The organism is Streptomyces sp. NPDC048424, from assembly GCF_040651555.1.
Classification (GTDB): Bacteria; Actinomycetota; Actinomycetes; order Streptomycetales; family Streptomycetaceae; genus Streptomyces.
Map to the genome: position 1 here is coordinate 204,034 of NZ_JBEZKE010000010.1, position 21,934 is coordinate 225,967.

Genomic DNA, 21,934 nt, shown 5'->3' on the forward strand with positions numbered 1-21,934 from the left:
ACCGCCGTCGGGGTCCCTCCAGGATCCCGTCAGGGGGTCGACGCGCCTGTGCCGGCCGTGGATCCGGCTCTCCGGGCCGCGTTCCGGCGGCCTTCGTGACGGGGCTCAGCGGCCGAGGATCCGGGTCGTGGCCTGGTCGGTGTCGTTCCTCCTGTTCCGGTCCGGGGTCGTGGAGGTCACGGCGGCCTTGGCCGTGATGGCGGGCCGCTGGGTGGCCCGTACCGTGACGTGGAAGACCCGCGACTGTCCGGCCCCCAGGGCCTCGACGCGCCAGGTCAGCGGAGTGGGAGTGCGGCGGTCGGCGCCGGGGGGCGCGTCCGTGACCGTCACCCCGCGCGGCAGGGTCAGGGTGACGGCCAGGTCCGCGGCGGCGAAGGGCCCCTTGTTGGTCACCGTGATGTCGTAGGTGTACTCGGCGCCGCCGCGTACGGAGGCCGGTGCGCTCAGCCGGACCGCCAGGTCGGCCCGGGGCGGACCGGCGTCGAGCTCCAGCCGTCCGACGCGGTCGCCGCCGATCTCGGTGAACCACATGGCGGCGTCCGGCCCCGCGGTGATGCGGACCGGGAGGCTGCCCGGGGTGGGCAGCGGGTACCGCGCGAAGTTCCCGTCGGGGGTGATCCGGCCGATCCCGTCGGTGAGCTGCTCGGTGAACCACAGGTTGCCGTCGGGCCCGGCGGCGATCCCGTCCGGGCCGCTGTCGGCGTCCGGCAGCGTGTGCTCGGTGATGGCACCGGCCGTGCTGATCCTGCCGATCCGGTTGCCGAAGAGCTCCGTGAACCACAGGTTCCCGTCGGGCCCGGCGGTGATGACGTCCGGCCCGCTGTCGGCGTTGGGCAGCGGGTACTCGGTGATCTTGCCCTGGGGGGTGATCCTCCCGATCCGGTTTCCGGAGATCTCGGTGAACCACAGGTTCCCGTCGGGCCCGGTCACGATGGACTCCGGGCCGCTGCCGGGGTTCGGCAGGGGGTACTCGGTGATCTTCCCGGTGGGGGTGATCCGGCCGATCCGGTCACCGGGGTCCTCGGTGAACCAGAGGTTCCCGTCGGGCCCCGTGGTGATGGCGAACGGCGTGCCGCTGCCGGCGGGCAGGTCGTACTCGGTGATGAGGCCCGCCGTGGTGATGTTCCCGATCCGGCGGCCGACGTCGGTGAACCACAGCCTGCCGTCGGGCCCGGCGGTGATCCCGATGGGGCTGTTGTCGTCACCGGGCAGCTGGTACTCGGTCAGGTCCCCGGTGGGGGTGATCCGGGCGATCTTCCGGATGCCCTGCTCGGTGAACCACAGGTTCCCGTCGGATCCCGTGGTGATGTCGCCGGGGAAGCTGCCGGCCGTGGGGAGCGGGTGCTCGGTGACGTCCCCGACGTCGGCGTGGGCGGGTGCCGAGGCCACGGGCAGGCTGATCAGGCTGAGGAGCAGGGCGGCGGCCAGTTGGAACGCCCGGCGCGGGCGGCGTCGGCGGGTCCGGGGCGCGGAGCCGCACGGGGTGCGTGGGGACATCGGGAGGCAGACCTTTCGGCCGGAGGTCGGGGGCGGGCCCGCCGTCGGGGCGGGACCTCGCCGGCGGGCCCGGGCACTGTCGGGCGGCGCTCGAGGTCGCGACAGCGGTGCGCTGCTGGATGCCCGGGGGCATGCGCACTGCGCAGCGTAGGACCCCGGGTGACGGCATGTCAGTCGCCACTGGGCCAACAGGATGACGGCCGGACGAGCAGGCCCCGCGCGGGCCCGCGGCGCCGGGACGCCCGCGTCGGTCCTTCCGCGTCGGTACGCAGGTGCCTGGGCGGCGCCCACCTGGTCGGATGCCCTGAGCGTGCGCTCGCGGCCGTCCTCTAGAGTGCTTCCGTCCCCCATCCACCATGCACGCGCCCGTGGCCCCGGCCCTGCGGCGCGCCCCGCCCCCGCCCACGGGCCCGACCGAGGAGCAGCCGTGACCGACCTGGCGTCCATAACCCTGCAGCAGGAGATCGCCCGGGATCTCCAGGTGAGCGCGTCCTTCGACGTGCAGGAGGAGATCGAGCGCCGGGTGGCCTTCCTGGCCGGCCAGCTGACCTCCACGGGCCTGCGCTCCCTGGTACTGGGCATCAGCGGCGGCGTGGACTCCACCACCGCGGGCCGGCTGTGCCAGCTCGCCGTCGAGCGGGTCCGTGCCACCGGGCAGGACGCTACGTTCTTCGCGATGCGGCTGCCGTACGGCACCCAGGCCGACGAGGCGGACGCGCAGCTGGCGCTGGAGTTCATCCGGCCCGACCGGGTCCTGACCGTCGACGTGAAGGCGGCCAGCGACGCGGCGCTGGAGGCCGCACTGGCCGGCGGCACGGTCTTCCGCGACGCGCACCACCAGGACTTCGTGCACGGCAACATCAAGGCCCGGCAGCGCATGATCGCCCAGTACGCGGTGGCGGGCGCCCACGAGGGCCTGGTCGTCGGCACCGACCACGCCGCCGAGGCGGTCTCCGGTTTCTTCACGAAGTTCGGCGACGGCGCGGCCGACGTGGTGCCGCTCACCGGCCTCACCAAGCGGCGCGTACGGGCCATGTCCCAGGCTCTGGGCGCGCCCGCCGGTCTGACCGTGAAGACCCCGACCGCGGACCTGGAGACGCTGAAGCCGGGCCGGCCCGACGAGGAGGCGCTCGGCGTGACGTACGACGACATCGACGACCTCCTGGAGGGCAAGCCCGTCGGCGAGGCAGCGTACGCGGCCATCACCCACCGCTACCGCCTCACCGAACACAAGCGACAGCTCCCGATCGCCCCCTGAGACGGCGCCGGGCCCCGGGGTGGAGTCACCCGGTGGCCGTGGGCCCGGGGTGGAGTCCCCCGGGGCCACGGCCACCGGCGTTCAGCTGCCGGAGCCCTCGCGGCCGATGCCGCGGCCGCCGTCGAGGTCGCCGTCCAGGTCGCTGTCGGGGATCCAGGAGCCGTGGATGCCGCCGGTGACCCGGCGCGGCAGGTGGACCGTGGCGATCCGCTCGAGGGCGGAGGCGTCGAGGACCAGGAGCTGGGAGGCGTCCTGCTTGAGGTCGGAGACGACGGTGAGCAGGTAGCCGTCGTCCTCTCGGGTGGCCCCGGCGGCGGGGACGAACACGGCCTCGCTGGGCAGTCGGGCGTCGCCGGCCTCGTGGATGTGACGGGCGCCGGTGGTGCGGTCGTACTTGACGATGCCGTAGCCGTCGTGACCTTCCTGGTCGGGGAAGGAGACCGCGTACTGGTAGCGGTGCTCGGCGCCGAGGAACTCCTCGTTGAGCGTGGGGAATTCGATGGCGAGGTCGTCGATGACCTGCTCGTCCACGCGGCCGGCGGCCAGGTCGACGACCCAGCGGCGGTTGAAGGAGCGGGTGTTGGGCTCGGCGCCGCGATCGGGCGCGCCGACCCACCAGTTCCACGAGAGCCGGAAGCCCTCCCGGTCCACGGTCGGCCCCTCCAGCACGATCCGGCCGTGGGCGTCCTCGTAGGCGTTGGCGGCGTGCAGCATGCTGCCCGGCTCGATGGGGAACCAGCGCGTCTTCGCCGCGCCGTGCGGGCCGCGGGGCATGACGCCGATGCGCGCCGGCTGTGCGTCGTTCCAGCCGTAGGGGATGCCGGAGTGCTCGGCCGGGTCGAAGGTGACGGTGCCCTCGAAGAAGACCACGTGGTTGCGGGTGACGGCGAAGTCGTGCTTGAGGGAGGCGGTCGCTCCGGGCACCTCGGTGCTGTGGCTGATCTGCCCCTTGGCATCGGCCACGTAGTACGTGAGGAACGGCGGGAACGGCGAGGAGCCGAAGAAGTGCAGCTCGCCGGTGACCGGGTCGGTCTTCGGGTGCGCGGTCATCGCGCTGGTCAGCTTGCCGCCGAAGTCGTAGGCGCCGACGGTGGCGAGGTCCCGGGTGAGTTCGAAGGGGAAGTTGGCCTCGCACAGCGCCAGGAGGCGTCCTCCGTGTTCGATGACGTGGGTGCCGGCGGTACTGGCGGTCAGGTCCGGGCCGCGATCGGTCATGTACGGGGCGCCGTCCAGGGCGGGAGTGTGTACCCAGCGGTTGCGGTACCACTCGGCGCGGCCTTCGCGCAGCCGGATGCCGTGGACCATGCCGCTGCCCTTGAACCAGTGGGTGGGGGTGATTCCGGGCTTGGGGTTGTGGCTGTTACGGATGAGCCGGCCGGTCAGCTCGGGGGGCAGGGAGCCCTCGACGGTCAGCTCGGTGGCGGTGATCTCGTCGACGGCCGGGGTGTAGTGGCCGGTGAGGTAGGGCTTCTTGTCGGTGGTGGTCATGGCAAGAACCTCGCTTTGCGTGACGGTGACGGGGTCGGTGACGGGGGCGGTGCTCGTGCTGGTGCCGGCTTCGCGGGTGGAACGGGCGGGCCGGGCGGCCGGGGTCAGGCGGTCTGCTCGGCGCGGGCCTTGAGGGCGGCGAGCCAGGCGGTCAGCGAGTCGTGCAGGGCCTGGCCGAGCTCGGCGGGCGCGGCCTCGACGGGGGCCCCGCTCCAGGACTCCTCGGTGCGGACGGTCACCTGGCTGCCGGTCTGTTCGAAGGTCCACACGTGGACGCCCTCGATGCCGTTGGCCGGGCCGCCCCAGACCAGCCGCTCACCGGGGACGATCTCGCGGATGGTGGAGGTGATGTCCAGCCCGTGCGTCTTCCAGCTGAAGGAGTGGCCCGGCAGCAGCGGACCGTCGAGCTCGGCCTGGTCGACGTGGGCGTTCCAGCTGGGCCAGGCGTCGATGTCGGTGTGCAGGGCCCAGATCCGCTCCAGCGGGGCGTCGATGACGGTGGACAGGCGGACGACGGCGGGAGCGGTCTCGTCGATGGTGAACATGGCGGTTCTTCCTCTCGGTTGGTGTGCTGTCAGTGGTGCGTACGGCCGGCTGGTCAGCCGTCGGCCGCGGGCTGCGGGGCCGGGTGCGGGCTCGCCCCCGAGGGGGCGGCCGCGGTGCGGCGGGTGAGGAGCGGGGCGAGGGCGGCGGTGGCCAGGAGGACGGCGGCGGAGACGCCGAAGGCGGTGCGGTAGCCGGAGGTGAGTGCTTCGAGCTGCGGCTGGTGGGTGGCCGCGTGGCTGGTGACGGTGCCCGCGAGGGTGGCCAGGACGGCGAGCCCGATGGCGCCGCCGACCTGCCGGGAGGTGTTCACCAGGCCCCCGGCCAGCCCGGCGTCCTGGCGGGCGACGCCCTCCACTGAGAGGGCGGTGAGCTGGACGAAGGCGATGCTCAGGCCCAGGCCGATGAGGATGCCGGGGCCGAGGAGGTCGGCGACGTAACTGCCGTCCGCGCTGATCCGGGACAGCCAGAGCAGTCCGGCGGCCTCGGTCAGCAGGGCTCCGGTCACCGTCGCGGTGGCGCCGATGCGGCGGGAGATCCGCGGGGCGAGCGCGGAGCCGAGCATGTTGGCCGCGGCGAGGGGGAGTTGGCCGAGGCCCGTGACCAGCGGGCTGGAGCCGAGGACCTGCTGCTGGTAGAGCGGCAGGAAGAAGAACAGGGCGATCCACACCGAACCGAGCAGGGCCATCAGCGCGTTGCCGACGGTGACGCGGCCGGCGCGGAACAGGCGCGGCGGCAGCAGCGGATTCGGGTGGCGGCGCTCGACGAGGACGAACGCCGCGATCAGCACGGCGGCGACGGCGAAGGCCCCGAGGACGGCGGTGTCCGTCCAGCCCGAGCGGCGGGCGGTGGTCAGGCCCCACACCAGGGCGGTCAGCGCGAGGGTGACGGTGGTGGTGCCGGGCAGGTCGAACCGGCCGCTGCCGGTGACCGGGGTCCGCGGCACGCTCACCGCGGTGCCCGCGAGGACCGGCAGGATGCCGACGGCGACCGCGAAGAAGATCCACTGCCAGCCCCAGGCCTGGGTGAGGACCCCGCCGAGCAGGACTCCGGCGGCGCCTCCCGCGCCGGACACCGCGCCCCACACACCCAGCGCCCTCCCCCGCCCGGACCCCGGCGGGAACAGGTCCATCACCAGGGCCAGCGCCGCCGGGGCGATCGCCGCCGCGCCCAGACCCTGTACGGCACGGGCCGCGATCAGGACCGAGGAGGAGACGGCCAGTCCGGCCGCCAGCGAGGCGGCCCCGAACACCGCGAGCCCCGCGATCAGCACCCGGCGCCGGCCGAGGAGGTCGGCCGCCCGTCCGCCGGCCAGCAGCAGCGCGCCGAAGGCCAGGCCGTAGGCGTTGACCACCCAGGTCGTGCCGCTGTCCGAGAGCCCGACGCCGGCGCGGATCTGCGGCAGGGCCACGTTCACGATCGAGGTGGCGAGCATGACCGTGAACTGCGCCGCCGCGAGAGCTGCGAGCGCCGCTCCGGGGCTCCGGGTGGTGGCGGTGATCCTCACACTGTCCTCCTTGAGTGGTTGACCACTCACACTTGACGCCTAAGAAAAGGCGGGGCGTGTGCCCCGCCGACGGGCCCGACCGCACGGTGACGCGGTGACGCCGGACCTAGTAGTGCGTGATGCCCGCGGACAGCGTGCGGATCCAGGGGGCGTCCACCTCGTCGGCCCCCATGGAGACGATGAGGTGGCACAGCATGCCGAGCGCGAAGAACTGCTGGACCTGCTCCTCGGTGCCACCGGAGGCGCCCCGGACGTACTCCACCACCCGGGCGTAGCCCTGTCGGACCACCTCGCGCACGGCCGGCTCGGAGACGGCCGCGGCCTGGGCGTGCAGCTGGATCAGCATCAGGTCGTTGTCCTTGATCAGCAGCGCGTACGCATCCCCCATGGCCTCCAGCACCACCTCGGCGGAGCTGCCCTTCGCCTCGGCCGCCGCCCGCTCCAGACCGGCCCGGACCTGCACGAAGCAGTGCTCGACCACCGCGGTGAACAGCAGCTCCTTGTTCGGGAACAGGCGGTAGACGTACGCCTGCGAGATGCCGGCCGCCTTCGCCACCTCGGTCGTGGTGGTGCCCCAGTAGCCGCGCGCCGCGAAGGCGCCGATGGCGGTGCGCAGCACCGTCTCGCGGCGCTCTTCGGCGGTGGACAGCTTCCGGGGTCGTTCGTTCTTCATGTGAGTACTCAACCACTCACACTCTTGTGTGTCAACGCCGGGGCCACTGCTCCGGCTAGGCGGCGCTGACGGCCGTCAGGTGCGTGGTGCCGTCGCGCAGGGCGGTGATGCGGACTTGCCCCGCACGGAAGGAGTCCCTCCCGTTCGGGCCGGGTATCTGCGCGAACGGGGTCCAGGAGCCGTCCGGCCTCCTGATGTCGTGCCAGATCCGTCCGTCGAGCCCGACCGCCACCACCTGGGCGGAGCCGTCGGGCGTCCCCGCGATGCCGATGGCGCTGGCCCCCATGGTGGCCGAGGTGACGCCCCGCGGGGCGCGGAAGCCGGACCAGGAGCCGTCGGGCCGCCGCAGCTGGTGGTACACCATCCCGTCGAGCCCGATCGCGAGGACCTGGGCGGAGCCGTCGGGCATGCCGGTGATCGCCAGGGCCGGGCCGGAGAACGCCGGGGCCCCGTTGGCGCCGGCCAGGCGTCCCCAGGCCGTCCACATACCGTCCCGTCCGCGGGCGCAGTGGTACATGGCCCCGTCCGTGCCGTAGCTGAGCAGCTGGGCGGAGCCGTCGGGCATGGCGGTGACCGACACCTTCGTCGCACCCCAGCGGCTCTTCGCGGTGAAGCCGGGCAGGGCCCGGAACCCGGGCAGCCCGCCGTCGGCGCGCCGCTGCTGGTGGTAGGTGGTGCCGTCCATGGCCGTCACCACGATCAGGCACGTGCCGTCGGGGAAGGCCGCGATGTCCGCCTCCCGCACGGTGAACCCGGCCGAGCCGTCCGGTCCCGCGACCCGCTGCCAGGGCCGGACCGCGGCCGCTCCCCGTACGACCGTCAGCCACAGGCCGTTGTCGGCCGCGATGCCCAGCACCACGACGGAGCCGTCCCCCATGCCGGCGGCGGCGCTCTGCACCCCGGCGAACGAGGCGGCGCCGGCGGCGGCACCCGGCAGCGGACGCATGCTGCTCCACGATCCGTCGGGGTGGCGCTCGGTGTGGAAGAGCACGCGCCGCTCCACGTCGTACGGGGGCAGTTGGGCGGAGTAGAACCACACCGGGTTGGTGAGGGCGACCAGTTGGTCCAGCGTGGTGGAGGCGGGCTCGGGCCGGCGCACCTCGGCCCGGACGAACAGGGAGGCCTTGCCCCAGCCGCGCCACCGCAGCTGTCCCCTGCCGCTGCCGTCGATGCAGGTGGCGGCCATGATGCCCCACTCGGTGTACAGCGTGGCGATGCTGTCGGGGGCGCCCGTCACGTTCAGGGTCACGTCGACGGTGTCGAAGAACGACAGGGGCAGTTCCTCGCCGGGTCCCGCGACCGCCCCGCCCGCGCGGGCGGTGAAGTCCAGGGTCACGGCCGCGGATTCGACGGCGTACGACCGGCCCATGCGCAGTGCGTCCAGGACGGCGGGCGTCGACAGGCTGGTGGCGCGCACCACGTTGTGGGGCCGGCCGACGGCGTCCGCGGGGCTGTGCGCGTCGCTGTTGCCGACGGCGGCGACCCGCTTGCCGAGGCAGAGCATGACGTGCCAGGCCGCGATGTTGGCGGCGTCGTCCAGGGTCCACGGTCCGTTCCACACCTCCAGGGCGTCCACGCGGTCGAGGCCGAACTCCCAGAAGGATCCCGCCGCCGGAGTGAGCGGATGGGCGGCGATCGTGAGTCCGCCCAGACTGTGCACGCGCCGGGCGTGGCCGTCGAACACCCCCTGGTCCGCGGGGCCGTAGCGCCAGTCCACCCATTCGCCCTGGGGCAGGCCGACGGCCAGCCAGTGGCCGTGGCGGGTGGTGACCTCCTCCGCGTTGACGACCAGCAGGTCCGTCGGCACGTTTCCGCGCCAGGTCACCCCGGTGGAGCTGGTGTTGTGGTCGGATGTGGCGATGAAGTGCAGCCCCTCCTGGCGGGCGGCCGCGACGATCTCGTCCACCGTGCGCTTCCCGTCGGAGTGCACGCTGTGCAGGTGCAGGTCTCCCCGGTACCAGCCGGGCCCCCGCCCGGCCACCGAGGTCGGCAGGATGTCGTACGGAGCCCGGGGCAGCGGGTCTCCGTGGTGCAGGGTGACGTCGACCTGCCAGTCCATGCCGCCGGCGGCGCCGACCATCGGCCCCAGGATGACGGACCAGCCGCCGGGCTCGACGGGCCCGGGGACGTAGCCGGGGGTGGCGTCCGCCGCGGAGAGGGTGAACCCGGCCCGTTCGCCACCCGACCAGCCGCGGAACCCGGACGGGCCGAAGATGCCGAGGTCCAGGATGCCGGCGGCGGCGTCGTGGGAGGTGGAGACGGAGATCCGTTGCACTCCGGCGGGGACGTCGAAGGCGACGTACGCCCACTGGTCGTTGCCGTACGGGGAGTGTCCCTTGTAGGTGGTGGTCTCCGCGTCGGTCCCCCGGCCCCTGGTCGCGGCGTACACGACCGGTGCGGGAACCAGCGCGGCGGCTCCGCCCGCGGCGAGCATGGCCCCTAATCGGAGCAGGGACCTGCGCTCGACACCCGGGCCGGGGTCGGGGGCGGGGGCTGGCGCAGCGTTCGGGAGGTGTTCACTCGGTTCACTCGGTTCACTCGGTTCACTCGACACAGCCGTGCTCTCCTTCACGTGAAGTGACAGGGAAGACGTGCGGGTGCGGTGGCGTCCTAGCGGCGTGAGCGCTGGGCCTCGACGATCTGTCGCACGGAGCCGTCGACGTCCGCCCGGGCCTGGACCCGCTCTGCGAAGCCGGGGAACTGGCCGGCGATGGCGCTCAGCAGCCGCAGTTCCAGCGGCGCCACGTTGACCTCGCACCGGTCGCGCCGGACGGCTCGTACGACGCCGTCGGCGACCTGGCCGGGCGAGACGGTCCTGATGCCGTTCGGCGTGGCGGCTCCGGTGGCCGCGAACATCCCGGCGTCGCGGACGAAGCCGGGCTGGACCAGGGACACCCCCACCCCCGTGCCCCTGAGCTCCTGGCGCAGGGCGAGGGCGAATCCGCGCAACCCGAACTTCGTCGCGTTGTACAGGGAGGTCGACTTGGTCGCCGCCTTGCCGGAGATGGAACCGACCAGCACGATGTGGCCGCGGCCGCGGGCCACCATGTGCGCCGCCAGCAGCTGTGACAGCAGCACGGGCGCACGCAGGTTGACGTCGAGGGCGCGGTCGAGCTGCTCCTCGGTGTAGTCCAGCAGGTTGCCGCTGGCGGGCAGGGCCGCGTTCGCGACGAGGATGTCCGTCTCGGCGCAGCTCTCGGCGAGGCCGACGACGTCGGACCGGACGGCCAGGTCGGCGACCGCCGTGCGGGCCCCGCAGGCCTCCGCAGTGACCTTGAGGGCCTCCTCCCGCCGCCCGGTGACCGTGAGACGGGCCCCCTGCGCGGTCAGACGTGAGGCCAGGGCGGAGCCGATGCCTCCGGTGGCCCCGGTGAGCAGAACGTTCGATCCGGATATGTCCACGACGACTCCCGTGACTCCCGCGCGACGGCACTCTTCTGTTCGTTCGAACGAACAGTAGGGATCGCTCTGCCCCCTGTCCACACCGCGGACGCCCCAACTCCCCTTCCCCGCCGGGGCCGACACGCCATCCGATGGGGCAGAATGCGGACATGCCCCATGCCTCCGACACCCGCCAGAGCATCATCGACGCCGTGCTGCGGATCATCGGGCAGGACGGCATCGCCGCCGTCACCAACCGGAGGATCGCCAAGGAGGCGGCCGTTTCCCTCGGGTCCGTCACCTACCACTTCGCCACCCAGCACGAGCTGTTGCGCGAGAGCCTGCTGCACTTCGTGGCCGAGGAGACCCGCCACTTCACGGCGCTCGCCGACGCGTGCTCCGACGACCGCTTCGACATCGGGCAGGCGGCCGAGGTGGTGGCGCAGGTCGCGGGCGGCAACGCCTTCGACAGCAGGCACATCGCGCCGTTCGAGCTGTACGTCCAGGCCGGCCGCGACGAACGGCTGCGCGTCGCCGCGGCCGAGTGCTTCGCCGCCTACGACCTGCTGGCCACCCGGGTCCTGACCCAGCTCGGCGTACCGGACCCCGAACGACTGGCGGGCGTGGCCGTCGCCCTGGTCTTCGGCCAGCAGCTGCGCCGCCTGGCCACCGGCGCCCCCGCCGAGGACCTCGTCGACACCCTGCTGGTCCTCACGCAGTTCGCCCCGGCGCGGACCCCGTAGCCGAGCACGCGCGCCGAAATCGGAGTGCCGGGGGCGGCGTCGCCTTGTGATACTGCTCCGATGATCAATCTGCCTGCCGCCGTGCTGGATTCGTTGTCCGGGCTCGCCTTCGGCGATGCCTTCGGCGACCGCTGGTTCGGCATCCTGCGCCGCGAAGGCCCGGCGGCCCTGGAGGCACGGATCCCGCCCCCGGAGCCGCTGTGGCAGTGGAGCGACGACACCGCCCAGGCGCTCGTTCTCGTCCGGGAACTCGCCGAGGGCGGCGGCACCGTCGACCAGGACCGCCTCGCCCTGCGCCTCGCCGAGGCCTACGCCGACGACACGCACCGCGGCTACGGAGCCTCGATGCACGACGTGCTCCGCCGCATCGGCGCGGGCGAGCCCTGGCGGGAGGTGGTCGCCGGGCAGTTCGACGGCCAGGGCTCGTGGGGCAACGGCGCGGCCATGCGCGTCGCCCCGCTCGGCGCCTGGCACGCCGCCGACCTCGACGCCGTCGTCGAGCAGGCCGCCCGCCAGAGCACGGTCTCGCACCACCACCCGGAGGCGGTCGCCGGGGCGGTGGCGGTGGCCGTGGCCGCGGCGCTGGCCACGCGCAGCCGGGGCGGGCCCGCCCCGGCACGCCCGGACTTCCTCCGGGCGGTCGCCGCACGGCTCCCCGACAGCGACGTCCGCTCGGGCGTGCGGGTCGCGGCCCGGATGTCGGCCCGCACCTCGCTGCGGCACGCCGCGGAGGTACTGGGCTCCGGCTACCGGATGTCCGGGCCCGACACCGTCCCCTACGCCCTCTGGTGCGCGGCGGGACACCTCGACGACCTGCACGAGGGCCTGTGGTTCACCGTCGGCGGACGCGGCGACATCGACACGACCTGCGCCATCGCGGGCGGGGTGATCGCCGCCCGCACGGGCGTCACCGCCCTCCCGCCCACCTGGCACGCGGCCCGCGAACCACTGCCCCCGGTCCGGCCTGAGTAGGAACGCGCCGGGCTCCTCGTCGCACGGTGTCAGCGGCGGACTCGGGGCATGCCCAGGCCGATCCAGGAGATGATCTCGCGCTGGATCTCGTTGTTGCCGCCGCCGAAGGTGAAGATGACGGCGCTGCGGTAGCCGCGTTCGAGCTCGCCGTGCAGGACCGCGCCGGCGGAGCCGTCCTTGAGGGAGCCGGCCGCGCCGACGATCTCCATGAGCCAGGCGTACGCGTCGCGGCGGGCCTCGGAGCCGTACACCTTGACCGCGGAGGCGTCCTGCGGGGTGAGGGTGCCGGCCTGGACGGCGTTGACCATCTGCCAGTTGAGCAGCTTCATCGCGTCGAGCCGGGCGTGGGTGCGCGCGAGGCGGCCGCGCACCCAGCCGAGGTCGATGACCCGGCGGCCGTCGGCGAGCTTGGTCGAGGCGGCCCAGCGCTGGACGTCGTGGAGGGCGCGGATGGCCATGGTGCCGTGCGCGGCCAGGGTGACGCGCTCGTGGTTGAGCTGGTTGGTGATCAGGCGCCATCCCTTGTTCTCCTGGCCGACCCGGCGGCTCGCGGGGACGCGGATGTCCTCGTAGTAGCTGGCGGTGGTGTCGTGCGAGGCGAGGGTGTTGATCAGGGTGCAGGAGTAGCCGGGGTCCGAGGTCGGCACGAGGAGCATGGTGATGCCCTTGTGCGCGGGGGCGTCCGGGTCGGTGCGCACGGCGAGCCAGACCCAGTCGGCGGTGTCGCCGTTGGTGGTCCAGATCTTCTGGCCGTTGACGACGTAGGTGCCGGTCTCCTCGTCGCCCTCGCGGACGGCCTTGCACTTGAGCGCCGCGAGGTCGGTGCCGGCGTCGGGCTCGCTGTAGCCGATGGCGAAGTCGATCTCGCCCGCGAGGATCTTCGGCAGGAAGTACGCCTTCTGCTCGTCGGTGCCGAACTGCATGATGGTCGGCCCGACCGTGTTGAGGGCCATCAGGGGCAGCGGTACGACGGCCTGCGCGGCCTCGTCGAAGAAGATGAACTGGTCCATCGGGGACATCCCGCGGCCGCCGTACTCCTTGGGCCAGCCGACCCCGAGCCAGCCGTCGGCGCCGAGCCGGCGGATCGTCTCCCGGTAGTAGCGCTTCTGGGCGGCAGGGTCCTCGTAGCGGGCGTACACGTCGTCCGGTACCAGCTCGGCGAAGTAGGCACGCAGCTCGGCGCGCAACTGCTGCTGCTCAGGCGTGTATTCGAGGTGCACGGCCCCTCCGGGAGTCTCGCGGTCCAGCCGGTTCGCTGTGGCGGCGGTCAGAGTAGAACCAGTTTCAGAAATTAGGAAGGGGCCGGGGGTGCGGAGGGACCCGGGTGCTCCCGGTCCGGCGCAGGCGTTCATAATCTCGGTCATGACGAGCCCACGGAGCAGAGCGGAATTCTTCGTCGAGCCCGAGCGGGACGGCCGCTTCAGCGGCCCCGCCACCGGCGACGAACGGCGCATGCTGGTCGCCTTCCTGGCGGACCACCGCGCGACCCTGGAGCTGAAGTGCGCAGGCGTGGCGGAGGAGTTGGCGCGGCGGTCCATAGAACCGTCCACGCTCTCCCTGCTGGGACTGGTCCGGCACCTCGCCGATGTGGAGCGCCGCTGGTTCCGGCGGGTCCTGGCGGGGCAGGACGCACCGCCCCTGTTCTCCTCCGCGGCCGAGCCCGACGGGGACTTCGACGGCGCCGTGTCCGATCCCGCCGCCGTCGCGGCGGGCTGGGAGGCGTGGCGCGCCGAGGTGGCCTTCGCCGAACGCTACGTCGCCGAGGCGCCCCACCTCGACGTCGAGGCCGTGGACGCGTGGCGCGGGCGGGTCTCCCTGCGCTGGGTCCTCATCCACATGGTCGAGGAGTACGCCCGCCACAACGGGCACGCCGACCTGCTCCGCGAGCGGATCGACGGGGCCGTCGGCATCTGAACCGCCCCCGGACGGCCGCTGTCGGGCGTCAGGTGTAGAGGTAGACGAGGTCGAAGCGGACGAGGTCCCGGGCCTCGTCGAGGTGGTACTCGCCCGAGGGGACGGCATCCGACTGCGGGCGGTTCACGTACGCGTCGTACTGCGGGCTGTGCTGCCAGGCGGCGTCGGCGGGCAGGTACTTCTGCAGCGGGGCGGGCAGCGCGGACGCGGGTGCGGCGGGCGTGAAGGCGTACTCGGCGTTGCGCACGATCGCGGCCGCGCCGCCGGCCGCGAGGCGGGCGACACCGACCAGGCGGATCCGGGAGTCCGGGCTCGGGATGCTCCGGTCCCCGGGGCTCTCGTCCATGTCGTAGCCCAGCCAGTGCGCCTCGGTCAGCTCGCCCACGTACGTCCCGAAGCGGGACTTCAGCGGGTCGAGGTCGGTGCGGACCCGGACCCTGGACGGGTCCGGCTCCGGCCAGGCGGCGTACGCGGTGAGCCCGCCCACGGCCAGCAGCGGAAGCCCGGCGATCAGCAGGAACCTGCGCCGATTCGTACGTCCCGGCTGTGCTTCCACGACCGCCCCGCCCCCCGTGCCCGTCAGTTCAGGGCGCTGATCATAGCCGCCGCGGTCGCCGTCATCGCCGTACGGGCGGCCGTCAGGTACGGCCGGGGGTCCGCCGCCGTGAGGTGGGTGCGGATGGCCTCGGTCATGGCCACATTGAGCGCGGTGCCGATGTTGACCTTGCGGATTCCGCCGGCGACGGCCGCCGCGAGCTCGGCGTCCGGCAGCCCGGAGGAGCCGTGCAGGACGAGCGGCACGTCCACCGTCTTGGCCAGCCGGCCCAGCAGCACGTGGTCCAGGGCCGCGGTCCGGCTGGTCATGGCGTGGCTGCTGCCGATGGCGACGGCCAGCGCGTCGACCCCGGAGTCGGCGACGAACCGCCGCGCCTCGTCGGGGTCCGTACGGGCGCCGGGCGCGTGCGGGTCCAGCGGGGCGGCCCCGTTCTTCCCGCCGACCTCGCCCAACTCGGCCTCGATCCACAGCCCGTTGGCGTGCGCCCAGTCGGCGGCGGAGCGCGTCGCCTCCAGGTTCTCCCCGTACGGGAGCTGCGCGGCGTCGTACATCACCGAGCTGTACCCGGCGTCGCAGGCCTGGCGGAGCAGTTCCGTGCTCTTGACGTGGTCCAGGTGCAGGCCGACCGGGACCCCGGCGGCCTCCGCGCAGGCGGTGGCCGCGCGGGAGATGGGCAGCAGCCGTCCGCCGCGGAACTTCACGGCGTTCTCGCTCAGTTGCAGGATGACCGGCAACCCGGCGGCCTCGGCCCCGGCCACGACCGCTTCGGCGTGCTCCAGGGTGATGATGTTGAAGGCGGCGACGGCGCGGCCCGCGCGGGCCGCCTCCAGGACGAGGGGGCCCGCGGGTACGAGGCTCATCGGACCGCCTCCTCGCCGGTGGTGAGGATCACCGAGCGGGTGAGATGGCGCGGCGCGTCCGGATCCAGCTGCTGGTGGGCGGCGACGGCGAGGGCGAGGCGGTGGACGCGGACCAGTTCGGCGAGCGGGTCGAGCCGCCCGGCCACCCACTGGGCGCCGGTGGCCCGTACCTGCGCGGCGAGTCCCTCGGGGGCCTCGTCGAGCGACCAGGTGGCGGTGCCGGGTCCGGAGACGCTGATCGGCCCGTGTCGGTACTCCATCGCCGGGTAGGACTCGGCCCAGGACAGCGAGGCCTCCCGCATCTTCAGCGCGGCCTCGTTGGCCAGCCCGACGCTCCAGCCGCGGCCGAGGAAGGTGAACTGCCCCCGGCTCGCCAGCTCGGCGGGCAGCGGCTCGGTGAGGGCGGTCCGGGCGTCGGCGACCACGGCGGGGGTGTGCAGCCCGACGTGGGCGCGCAGCAGGGTGAGGGCGGTGGTCGCGAAGCGGGTCTGCACGACGGACTGTTCGTCGGCGAAGTCGAGGACGACGAGCTCGTCCGCGAGGGTCATCACCGGGGTCGCGGGATCGCCGATGACCGCGGTCGTGGGCACGCCCGCGTCGCGCAGGGCGCCCAGCAGGTCCAGTACCTCGGTGGTGGTGCCGGACCGGGTCAGGGCGACGACCCGGTCGTAGCGGCGGTGGCGGGGGAACTCCGAGGCGGCGAAGGCGTCGGTCTCCCCCTGCCCGGCCTCCTCGCGCAGGACGGCGGCCGCCTGGGCCATGAAGTACGAGGTCCCGCACCCGACGATCGCGGTACGCTCCCCCGGCTGCGGCAGCACCGCCCGCCGGGCCGGGGCCAGTTCGGCGGCCCGCTCCCAGCATGCGGGCTGTGTGCCCAACTCGTACGCGACGTGACTCATACAGGCTCCCTCGTGCGACAGGCGGGTCTGAATGCGTTTTCCTGCAAGATATCGGGCAGTTTCACGCAACTTCAAGCATCCACGGGGTGATCGGTTGAGTTAGTGTCGCCGGGTCGGCCGGTGGAGGCCGAGGGAACCCACCGGCGGACGTCGTGGAACGAATGTCTCAGAACACGCAGAACATCGAAGGGGGCGGCCGATGACGCGCAAGGAGCGCTGGCAGACACTGCTGGACCTGCTCGTGGAGCGGGGCGAGCTGGAGGTGGAGCCGGCGGCGGAGGCCCTCGGGGTGTCGGCCGCGACCATCCGCCGCGACCTCGACCAGCTCGCCGAGCAGCAGCTGCTGGTCCGCACCCGTGGCGGGGCCGTGCTGCACGGGGTCTCGTACGAACTCCCGCTGCGCTACCGGACCTCGCGCCGCGCCGCCGAGAAGCGCCGGATCAGCGAGGCGGTGGCGGCCCTGGTCGCCCCGGGCGAGGTGATCGGCCTGACGGGCGGCACCACGACCACCGAGGTGGCGCGGGCCCTGGCCGGCCGCCCGGACCTGGCCCAGGGCTCGCCGGCGCTCACGGTGGTCACGAACGCCCTCAACATCGCGGGCGAGCTGGTGATCCGGCCGCAGTTCAAGATCGTGCTGACGGGGGGTGTCGCCCGCCCCCAGTCGTACGAGCTCACGGGCCCCCTCGCCGAGCAGGTGCTCGGCCAACTCGCCGTGGACACCGCGGTGCTCGGTGTGGACGGCTTCGACCCGGCGGACGGCGCCGCGACCCGGCACGAGGACGAGGCCTCGGTCAACCGCCTGCTGTGCGAGCGGGCCCGCCGGGTGGTCATCGCGGCCGACTCCAGCAAGCTGGGCGTACGCGCCTTCGCCCGCATCTGCGCGACCTCGTCGGTGGACGTGCTGGTGACCGACACCGGCCTCGCACCGGAGGTGGCGGCCCGATTCACGGCGGCGGGGGTGGAGGTCGTCCGGGTCTGAGGCCCCCGGCCGGCCTCGGCCGGGGGCCTTGCTCCACCCGCTCCCGGGGCGCTAGGGCTGGGGGTTCACCGCCACCCACTGGGACTGCGGGGTGTTGCCCTGCGCCGGCGCGGGACAGATGACAGTGGAGCCGTTGGACGCGCAGTGCAGGGTGTGGACCGTTCCGGCCGTGGTGATGATCTTGTAGAACACGTCGCTGCCTTGGGAGTCCACCGAGATGTCGCACACGGGGGAAGCCGTCGGGTATCCCGTGATGGCGCTCAGGTTGGTCCAGCCCGGGGTGTTGCCCGGACCCGACACGATGTTCGGGCTGTCCGGGGCGGTGTTGGTGGCGGCCCGCCTGCCGGCGTACGGCACCCCGTTCACCAGCGCGGCGAGGAACTGCTCGTTGCCGTTCGACTTTGCCGAGTCGACGCCCGTGCCGCACGCCGTGGTGGTCGCCGTCGCCGTGACGGTGGCCGTGGCGGTCACCGTCACGGTCGCCGTCGGGGTGGCGGTGACCGTCCTCGTCACCGTGACGGTCGGTCTGGCCTTCGGGGTCTTGCACTTCTTGTTCGGGTACTCGTCTTCTTCGTCGTCGTAGTCGTCGTCGCAGTGCGGATCGGCGGCGTACGTCGTGCCGGTGCCGGACTGGCTGGTCGCGGCGGCGGCCACCGCCACCGCGGGGGTCCCCACAGCGACGGTCACCGCCGCCGCGATCGCGACGAGCCTGCGGATCCCCGTCAAGCCGCCGCGGGCTGTCGCCCCACCCTGCTGGGTCGTGCTGTGCTCAGGACTCATGTGGATGCTCCTTGCGCTCGGAGAGCCCCGGGGTGTTCCCCGAGTCTGAGCGCGAGCCTGACCCCAGCGGACCGGAGTATCGCCCTAAACCCCGGCCAACACGCGAATACGCCAGCAAATCGGACTAACGGCGATCGTCCGGCACCGGGCGGCAGGAGCCCGGGGCGATCACGGGCGCCCCGTCCCGAGGGGTTCTCCGGACCCTCCCCGATGCCGGCCGTGCGGGTGCCCCCTCAATGCGCGGGCAGGCGTTCCGACTCGCGGACCAGGGCGGCCAGGACCGGGGCGATCAGGGGGTGGGTCTCGGCGCCGCGGCGGGTGGCGGCGAAGACCCGGCGGGTCGCGGCCGGGCCGGTGACCGGGCGGACCTGGACCTCCTTGAGGTCCATGCCCCGCAGTGCCGAACGCGGTACGAGGGCCACGCCGGCCCCGGCGCCGACCAGTGCGGTCACGGCGCGGAAGTCGTCGGAGGAGTGGACGAACCGGGGCTGGAAGCCCGCCAGTTCGCAGGCTAGCAGCGTCACGTCGTGGCACGGGTTGCCGGGGTACTGGCCCACCCAGTCCGCGTCGGACAGGTCCGCCAGCGACACCGCGGGCGGGTCTGCCAGCGGGTGCCCCGCCGGCAGCACCGCGTCGAAGGGCTCCGCGTACAACGGGAGGACCGACAGCCGGGCGTCGTCCGCCCCCGGGCCGCCCCGGTATTCGACCGCCAGGGCCACGTCCGCCTCGCCGTCCAGCAGCAGCGGCAGGCTCTGGTCGCCCTCCGCGTCACGGACCCGCAGCCGGATGCCCGGCCGCTCCAGGGCGAGCCGGGCGATGGCCGGGGCCAGGACCTCCGCGATCCCCGTCGCGAAGGCGGCCACGGTGACCTCGCCCGCCGAGCCGTCCGCGTACGCCGCGAGTTCGGCCTCCGCCCGCTCCAGCTGCGCCAGCACCTCGTGGGTGTGGCCGAGGAGGATCTCACCGGCCGCGGTGAGCCGTACGCCCCGGCCGCTGCGGGTGAGCAGCGCGTGGCCGGTCTCCTGTTCCAGCGCCGCGAGCTGCTGGGAGACGGCCGAGGGGGTGAGGTACAGGGCTGCGGCCGCGGCGGTCACCGTACGGTGGTCCGCCACGGCCCGCAGGATGCGCAGCCGGCGGGGGTCGATCACCCCTCCATTGTCGCAGGCCACGCAGGGCCCCTCGGCCGCTCGGACCCCGCGGACCCCGCAGACCTCTGCGGCCCCTCGGGCCGCCCCGACCCGTCGGACCGATCCGGCCGCTCCGGCCCCTCGGACCACTCCGACCTCGCGGACCGCTCCGGCCTCTCGGACCGCTCCGGCCGCGCAAGCCGCTGAGGCCGATCAGGCCACGCGGAGCTCTCCGGCACCTCAGGCCACGCAGCCCACTCAGGCCGGTCAGGCCGGTCAGGCCTTCTCGGCCGCCAGCGCCGCACGCGCGTCGGTGAACGCGGCCACCGCGCGCTCCACGTCGGCCGTCGAGTGGGCCGCCGACAGCTGGACGCGGATGCGCGCCGCACCCATCGGCACCACCGGGTAGGAGAAGCCGATCACGTAGACCCCGCGCTCCAGCAGCAGCTCCGCCATCCGGGCCGCCTCGGCCGCGTCGCCGATCATCACGGGGGCGATGGCGTGGTCGCCGGGGAGGATCTCGAAGCCGGCCTCGGTCATCTTCGTGCGGAAGAGCGCGGTGTTGGCGGCGAGCTGCTCGCGCAGGTCGCCGGCGGACTCCAGCAGGTCGAGGACCTTGAGGGAGGCCGCCGCGATGACCGGGGCGAGGGAGTTGGAGAAGAGGTACGGGCGCGAGCGCTGGCGCAGCAGCTCCACGATCTCGGCGCGCGCGGCGACGTAGCCGCCGGAGGCGCCGCCGAGGGCCTTGCCGAGGGTGCCGGTGATGATGTCGATGCGGTCCATGACCCCGTGCAGCTCGGGGGTGCCGCGGCCGCCGGGGCCGACGAAGCCCACGGCGTGCGAGTCGTCGACCATGACCATGGCGTCGTAGCGCTCGGCCAGGTCGCAGATCTCGGCGAGCGGGGCGACGTAGCCGTCCATGGAGAAGACGCCGTCGGTGACGACCAGCTTGCGGCGGGCGCCGCCCTCGGTGGCTTCCTTCAGGCGGGCTTCGAGCTCGGCCATGTCGCGGTTGGCGTAGCGGAAGCGCTTGGCCTTGCTCAGCCGGATGCCGTCGATGATGGAGGCGTGGTTGAGGGCGTCGGAGATGACCGCGTCCTCGGCGCCGAGGAGGGTCTCGAAGACTCCGCCGTTGGCGTCGAAGCAGGAGGAGTAGAGGATCGTGTCCTCCTGGCCGAGGAAGGCCGACAGCCGCGCCTCCAGCTCCTTGTGCACCTCCTGGGTGCCGCAGATGAAACGGACGGAGGCCATGCCGTAGCCCCAGCGGTCCAGCGCGTCCTTCGCGGCGGCGACGACCTCGGGGTGGTCGGCCAGGCCCAGGTAGTTGTTGGCGCAGAAGTTGAGGACCTCGCCGGGGGTGCCGCCCGCGGTGACGGCGACCGCGGCGTTCTGCGGGGTGCCGATGACGCGCTCGGGCTTGTGCAGGCCGGCGGCGCGGATCTCGTCGAGGGTGGTGCGGAGGTCCTCGCGGACGGTCTCGAACATGTGCGGTTCTCCTTGTGCGGCGGAGGGCGGCGAGGGGACGAGGAAGGGGGGGGCCGGGCCCCGCGGAGGGGGGAGGGTGTGCGGAGCCCGGCCGGAGGGAGATGGTTCAGGGGGCGGAGGGCGGTTACGCCGTCCAGTCCAGGATGATCTTGCCGCTGCGGGCGGTCGACGCCTCGTCGAAGGCGGCCTCGAAGTCGCGGTGCGAGTAGCGGCCGGTGATCACGGGGCTGAGGTCGAGCCCGCCCTCCAGCAGCACGGTCATCGCGTACCAGGTCTCGAACATCTCGCGGCCGTAGATGCCCTTGATGGTGATCATCGAGGTGACGACCTTCGCCCAGTCCACCGGGAACTCCTGCGCGGGCAGGCCCAGCATGGCGATCTTGCCGCCGTGCGTCATGTTGTCGATCATGTCGCGCATCGCCTCGGCGCGGCCGGACATCTCCAGGCCGACGTCGAAGCCCTCGCGCAGGCCGAGCTGCGTCTGGGCCTCGGCGATCGAGGACTCGGCGACGTTCACGGCGAGCGTGGCGCCCGCCTTGCGGGCGATCTCCAGCCGCTCGGGGCTGACGTCCGTGATGACCACGTTGCGCGCGCCGGCGTGCTTGGCCACGGCCGCCGCCATGATCCCGATCGGGCCGGCGCCCGTGATCAGTACGTCCTCGCCGACCAGCGGGAAGGACAGGGCCGTGTGCACGGCGTTGCCGAACGGGTCGAAGATCGCCGCGACGTCCAGGTTCACGGTGGTGCGGTGGACCCACACGTTCTGCGCGGGCAGCACCACGTACTCGGCGAAGGCACCGTCCCGGCCGACGCCGAGCCCGATCGTGCTGCGGCACAGGTGGCGGCGGCCGGCCAGGCAGTTGCGGCACCTGCCGCAGACCAGGTGGCCCTCGCCGCTGACGAGCGCGCCGATCTCGATGTCGCGGACGTCCGCGCCGAGCGCCGCTACCTCGCCGACGAACTCGTGGCCGAGTACGAGCGGGGTCTTGACCGCGCCCTGCGCCCAGCCGTCCCAGGCCCGGATGTGGAGGTCGGTTCCGCAGATGCCGGTGCGCAGCACCTTGATCAGCACATCACCGGGGCCGTACTCGGGCTCGGGGACGTCCATCAGCCACAGTCCGGGCTCGGCCTTGTGCTTGACGAGTGCCTTCATGGGGTGGCTCCAGGCATGCGGAAGGGGGCGCCGCGGGCGTGCGGGCCCGGACGGCGTCGGTGACGGGCACCAATCTGCCGATCGGCGCGGTGATCAGTCCATCGAGACTTTCTTAAGCG

At 73.3% G+C, this 21,934-nt stretch carries 20 protein-coding genes; 5 read left to right on the top strand and 15 right to left on the bottom strand.

The genetic code is table 11. The features are described 5' to 3' along the window. Positions 1–105: 105 nt before the first annotated feature. Positions 106–1,497 carry a hypothetical protein gene (locus AB0D29_RS17255; RefSeq protein WP_362854991.1) on the bottom strand — a complete coding sequence of 464 codons (1,392 nt, stop codon included), beginning with the start codon at positions 1,495–1,497 and terminating at the stop codon, positions 106–108. A gap of 427 nt (positions 1,498–1,924) precedes the next feature. Here AB0D29_RS17255 and nadE point away from each other — a divergent pair, with 427 nt between their 5' ends. Further along, positions 1,925–2,755, top strand: coding sequence for an ammonia-dependent NAD(+) synthetase (nadE, locus tag AB0D29_RS17260; RefSeq protein ID WP_362854992.1), 831 nt, complete (start codon positions 1,925–1,927; stop codon positions 2,753–2,755). A gap of 81 nt (positions 2,756–2,836) precedes the next feature. Here nadE and AB0D29_RS17265 read toward each other — a convergent pair whose 3' ends face one another. From AB0D29_RS17265 to AB0D29_RS17290, 6 genes are all read right to left on the bottom strand, one after another. Beyond that, a complete protein-coding gene (locus tag AB0D29_RS17265; protein WP_362854994.1) occupies positions 2,837–4,243 on the bottom strand; it encodes a carotenoid oxygenase family protein in 1,407 nt (468 codons plus the stop codon). Positions 4,244–4,347: 104 nt separating this feature from the next. Beyond that, positions 4,348–4,788 (bottom strand): SRPBCC family protein, encoded by a 441-nt coding sequence (locus AB0D29_RS17270; RefSeq protein WP_362854996.1) that lies wholly within the window; start codon positions 4,786–4,788, stop codon positions 4,348–4,350. Positions 4,789–4,841: 53 nt separating this feature from the next. Continuing rightward, on the bottom strand, positions 4,842–6,293 hold the full coding sequence (locus AB0D29_RS17275; protein ID WP_362854998.1) for an MFS transporter: 1,452 nt from the start codon (positions 6,291–6,293) through the stop codon (positions 4,842–4,844). Between the two features lie 106 nt (positions 6,294–6,399). Beyond that, positions 6,400–6,966, bottom strand: a complete 567-nt coding sequence (locus AB0D29_RS17280; protein ID WP_362854999.1) for a TetR/AcrR family transcriptional regulator — start codon at positions 6,964–6,966, stop codon at positions 6,400–6,402. A 55-nt stretch (positions 6,967–7,021) separates the two neighbouring features. Further along, positions 7,022–9,400, bottom strand: a complete 2,379-nt coding sequence (locus AB0D29_RS17285; RefSeq protein ID WP_362855000.1) for a CehA/McbA family metallohydrolase — start codon at positions 9,398–9,400, stop codon at positions 7,022–7,024. Positions 9,401–9,576: 176 nt separating this feature from the next. Then, positions 9,577–10,368 carry an SDR family NAD(P)-dependent oxidoreductase gene (locus AB0D29_RS17290; RefSeq protein ID WP_362855002.1) on the bottom strand — a complete coding sequence of 264 codons (792 nt, stop codon included), beginning with the start codon at positions 10,366–10,368 and terminating at the stop codon, positions 9,577–9,579. A gap of 149 nt (positions 10,369–10,517) precedes the next feature. On the opposite strand from AB0D29_RS17290, the gene AB0D29_RS17295 reads away from it, so the two are divergent. Together AB0D29_RS17295 and AB0D29_RS17300 are read left to right on the top strand one after the other, a co-directional pair. Continuing rightward, positions 10,518–11,090: a TetR family transcriptional regulator gene (locus AB0D29_RS17295; RefSeq protein ID WP_362855003.1), complete on the top strand. Its 573-nt coding sequence runs from the start codon at positions 10,518–10,520 to the stop codon at positions 11,088–11,090. 60 nt (positions 11,091–11,150) lie between these two features. Further along, entirely contained in the window at positions 11,151–12,062 is a 912-nt protein-coding gene (locus AB0D29_RS17300; protein WP_362855005.1) for an ADP-ribosylglycohydrolase family protein, read from the top strand. A 29-nt stretch (positions 12,063–12,091) separates the two neighbouring features. On the opposite strand, the gene AB0D29_RS17305 is transcribed toward AB0D29_RS17300, so the two are convergent. After that, positions 12,092–13,282 carry an acyl-CoA dehydrogenase family protein gene (locus AB0D29_RS17305; RefSeq protein ID WP_362855007.1) on the bottom strand — a complete coding sequence of 397 codons (1,191 nt, stop codon included), beginning with the start codon at positions 13,280–13,282 and terminating at the stop codon, positions 12,092–12,094. A gap of 142 nt (positions 13,283–13,424) precedes the next feature. On the opposite strand from AB0D29_RS17305, the gene AB0D29_RS17310 reads away from it, so the two are divergent. Then, the gene (locus tag AB0D29_RS17310; RefSeq protein ID WP_362855008.1) at positions 13,425–13,976 is read left to right on the top strand and encodes a DinB family protein; all 552 of its coding nucleotides are present in this window, start codon (positions 13,425–13,427) and stop codon (positions 13,974–13,976) included. Positions 13,977–14,004: 28 nt separating this feature from the next. Here the strand turns inward: AB0D29_RS17310 and AB0D29_RS17315 are convergent, their stop codons facing one another. From AB0D29_RS17315 to AB0D29_RS17325, 3 genes are read right to left on the bottom strand one after another with little or no spacing between them, the layout of a single operon-like run. After that, positions 14,005–14,532 (bottom strand): hypothetical protein, encoded by a 528-nt coding sequence (locus AB0D29_RS17315; protein ID WP_362855009.1) that lies wholly within the window; start codon positions 14,530–14,532, stop codon positions 14,005–14,007. Positions 14,533–14,555: 23 nt separating this feature from the next. Continuing rightward, positions 14,556–15,392 (bottom strand): class II fructose-bisphosphate aldolase, encoded by an 837-nt coding sequence (locus AB0D29_RS17320; protein ID WP_362855010.1) that lies wholly within the window; start codon positions 15,390–15,392, stop codon positions 14,556–14,558. Beyond that, positions 15,389–16,291 (bottom strand): SIS domain-containing protein, encoded by a 903-nt coding sequence (locus tag AB0D29_RS17325; RefSeq protein WP_362855011.1) that lies wholly within the window; start codon positions 16,289–16,291, stop codon positions 15,389–15,391. Before AB0D29_RS17325 ends, AB0D29_RS17320 begins: the two co-directional genes overlap by 4 nt. 199 nt (positions 16,292–16,490) lie before the next feature. Here AB0D29_RS17325 and AB0D29_RS17330 point away from each other — a divergent pair, with 199 nt between their 5' ends. Further along, a complete protein-coding gene (locus tag AB0D29_RS17330; RefSeq protein ID WP_362855013.1) occupies positions 16,491–17,270 on the top strand; it encodes a DeoR/GlpR family DNA-binding transcription regulator in 780 nt (259 codons plus the stop codon). A 51-nt stretch (positions 17,271–17,321) separates the two neighbouring features. Here the strand turns inward: AB0D29_RS17330 and AB0D29_RS17335 are convergent, their stop codons facing one another. The 4 genes from AB0D29_RS17335 to tdh form a co-directional block, all read right to left on the bottom strand. Then, the gene (locus AB0D29_RS17335) at positions 17,322–18,050 is read right to left on the bottom strand and encodes a hypothetical protein (protein WP_362855014.1); all 729 of its coding nucleotides are present in this window, start codon (positions 18,048–18,050) and stop codon (positions 17,322–17,324) included. A 233-nt stretch (positions 18,051–18,283) separates the two neighbouring features. Further along, positions 18,284–19,198 carry a LysR substrate-binding domain-containing protein gene (locus AB0D29_RS17340; protein ID WP_351288977.1) on the bottom strand — a complete coding sequence of 305 codons (915 nt, stop codon included), beginning with the start codon at positions 19,196–19,198 and terminating at the stop codon, positions 18,284–18,286. 255 nt (positions 19,199–19,453) lie between these two features. Beyond that, positions 19,454–20,662: a glycine C-acetyltransferase gene (locus tag AB0D29_RS17345; protein WP_362855016.1), complete on the bottom strand. Its 1,209-nt coding sequence runs from the start codon at positions 20,660–20,662 to the stop codon at positions 19,454–19,456. A gap of 124 nt (positions 20,663–20,786) precedes the next feature. Beyond that, a complete protein-coding gene (tdh, locus tag AB0D29_RS17350; RefSeq protein WP_362855017.1) occupies positions 20,787–21,815 on the bottom strand; it encodes an L-threonine 3-dehydrogenase in 1,029 nt (342 codons plus the stop codon). Between the last annotated feature and the right edge of the window lie 119 nt (positions 21,816–21,934).

Coding starts and splice junctions, on each gene's coding strand:
- AB0D29_RS17255 (WP_362854991.1), bottom strand. CDS start 1,497: ATGTCCCCACGCACCCCGTGCGGCTCCGCGCCCCGGACCCGCCGACGC.
- AB0D29_RS17265 (WP_362854994.1), bottom strand. CDS start 4,243: ATGACCACCACCGACAAGAAGCCCTACCTCACCGGCCACTACACCCCG.
- AB0D29_RS17310 (WP_362855008.1), top strand. CDS start 13,425: ATGACGAGCCCACGGAGCAGAGCGGAATTCTTCGTCGAGCCCGAGCGG.
- AB0D29_RS17335 (WP_362855014.1), bottom strand. CDS start 18,050: ATGAGTCCTGAGCACAGCACGACCCAGCAGGGTGGGGCGACAGCCCGC.
- tdh (WP_362855017.1), bottom strand. CDS start 21,815: ATGAAGGCACTCGTCAAGCACAAGGCCGAGCCCGGACTGTGGCTGATG.
- AB0D29_RS17325 (WP_362855011.1), bottom strand. CDS start 16,291: ATGAGTCACGTCGCGTACGAGTTGGGCACACAGCCCGCATGCTGGGAG.
- AB0D29_RS17295 (WP_362855003.1), top strand. CDS start 10,518: ATGCCCCATGCCTCCGACACCCGCCAGAGCATCATCGACGCCGTGCTG.
- AB0D29_RS17330 (WP_362855013.1), top strand. CDS start 16,491: ATGACGCGCAAGGAGCGCTGGCAGACACTGCTGGACCTGCTCGTGGAG.
- AB0D29_RS17270 (WP_362854996.1), bottom strand. CDS start 4,788: ATGTTCACCATCGACGAGACCGCTCCCGCCGTCGTCCGCCTGTCCACC.
- AB0D29_RS17320 (WP_362855010.1), bottom strand. CDS start 15,392: ATGAGCCTCGTACCCGCGGGCCCCCTCGTCCTGGAGGCGGCCCGCGCG.
- AB0D29_RS17280 (WP_362854999.1), bottom strand. CDS start 6,966: ATGAAGAACGAACGACCCCGGAAGCTGTCCACCGCCGAAGAGCGCCGC.
- AB0D29_RS17285 (WP_362855000.1), bottom strand. CDS start 9,400: ATGCTCGCCGCGGGCGGAGCCGCCGCGCTGGTTCCCGCACCGGTCGTG.
- AB0D29_RS17345 (WP_362855016.1), bottom strand. CDS start 20,662: ATGTTCGAGACCGTCCGCGAGGACCTCCGCACCACCCTCGACGAGATC.
- AB0D29_RS17300 (WP_362855005.1), top strand. CDS start 11,151: ATGATCAATCTGCCTGCCGCCGTGCTGGATTCGTTGTCCGGGCTCGCC.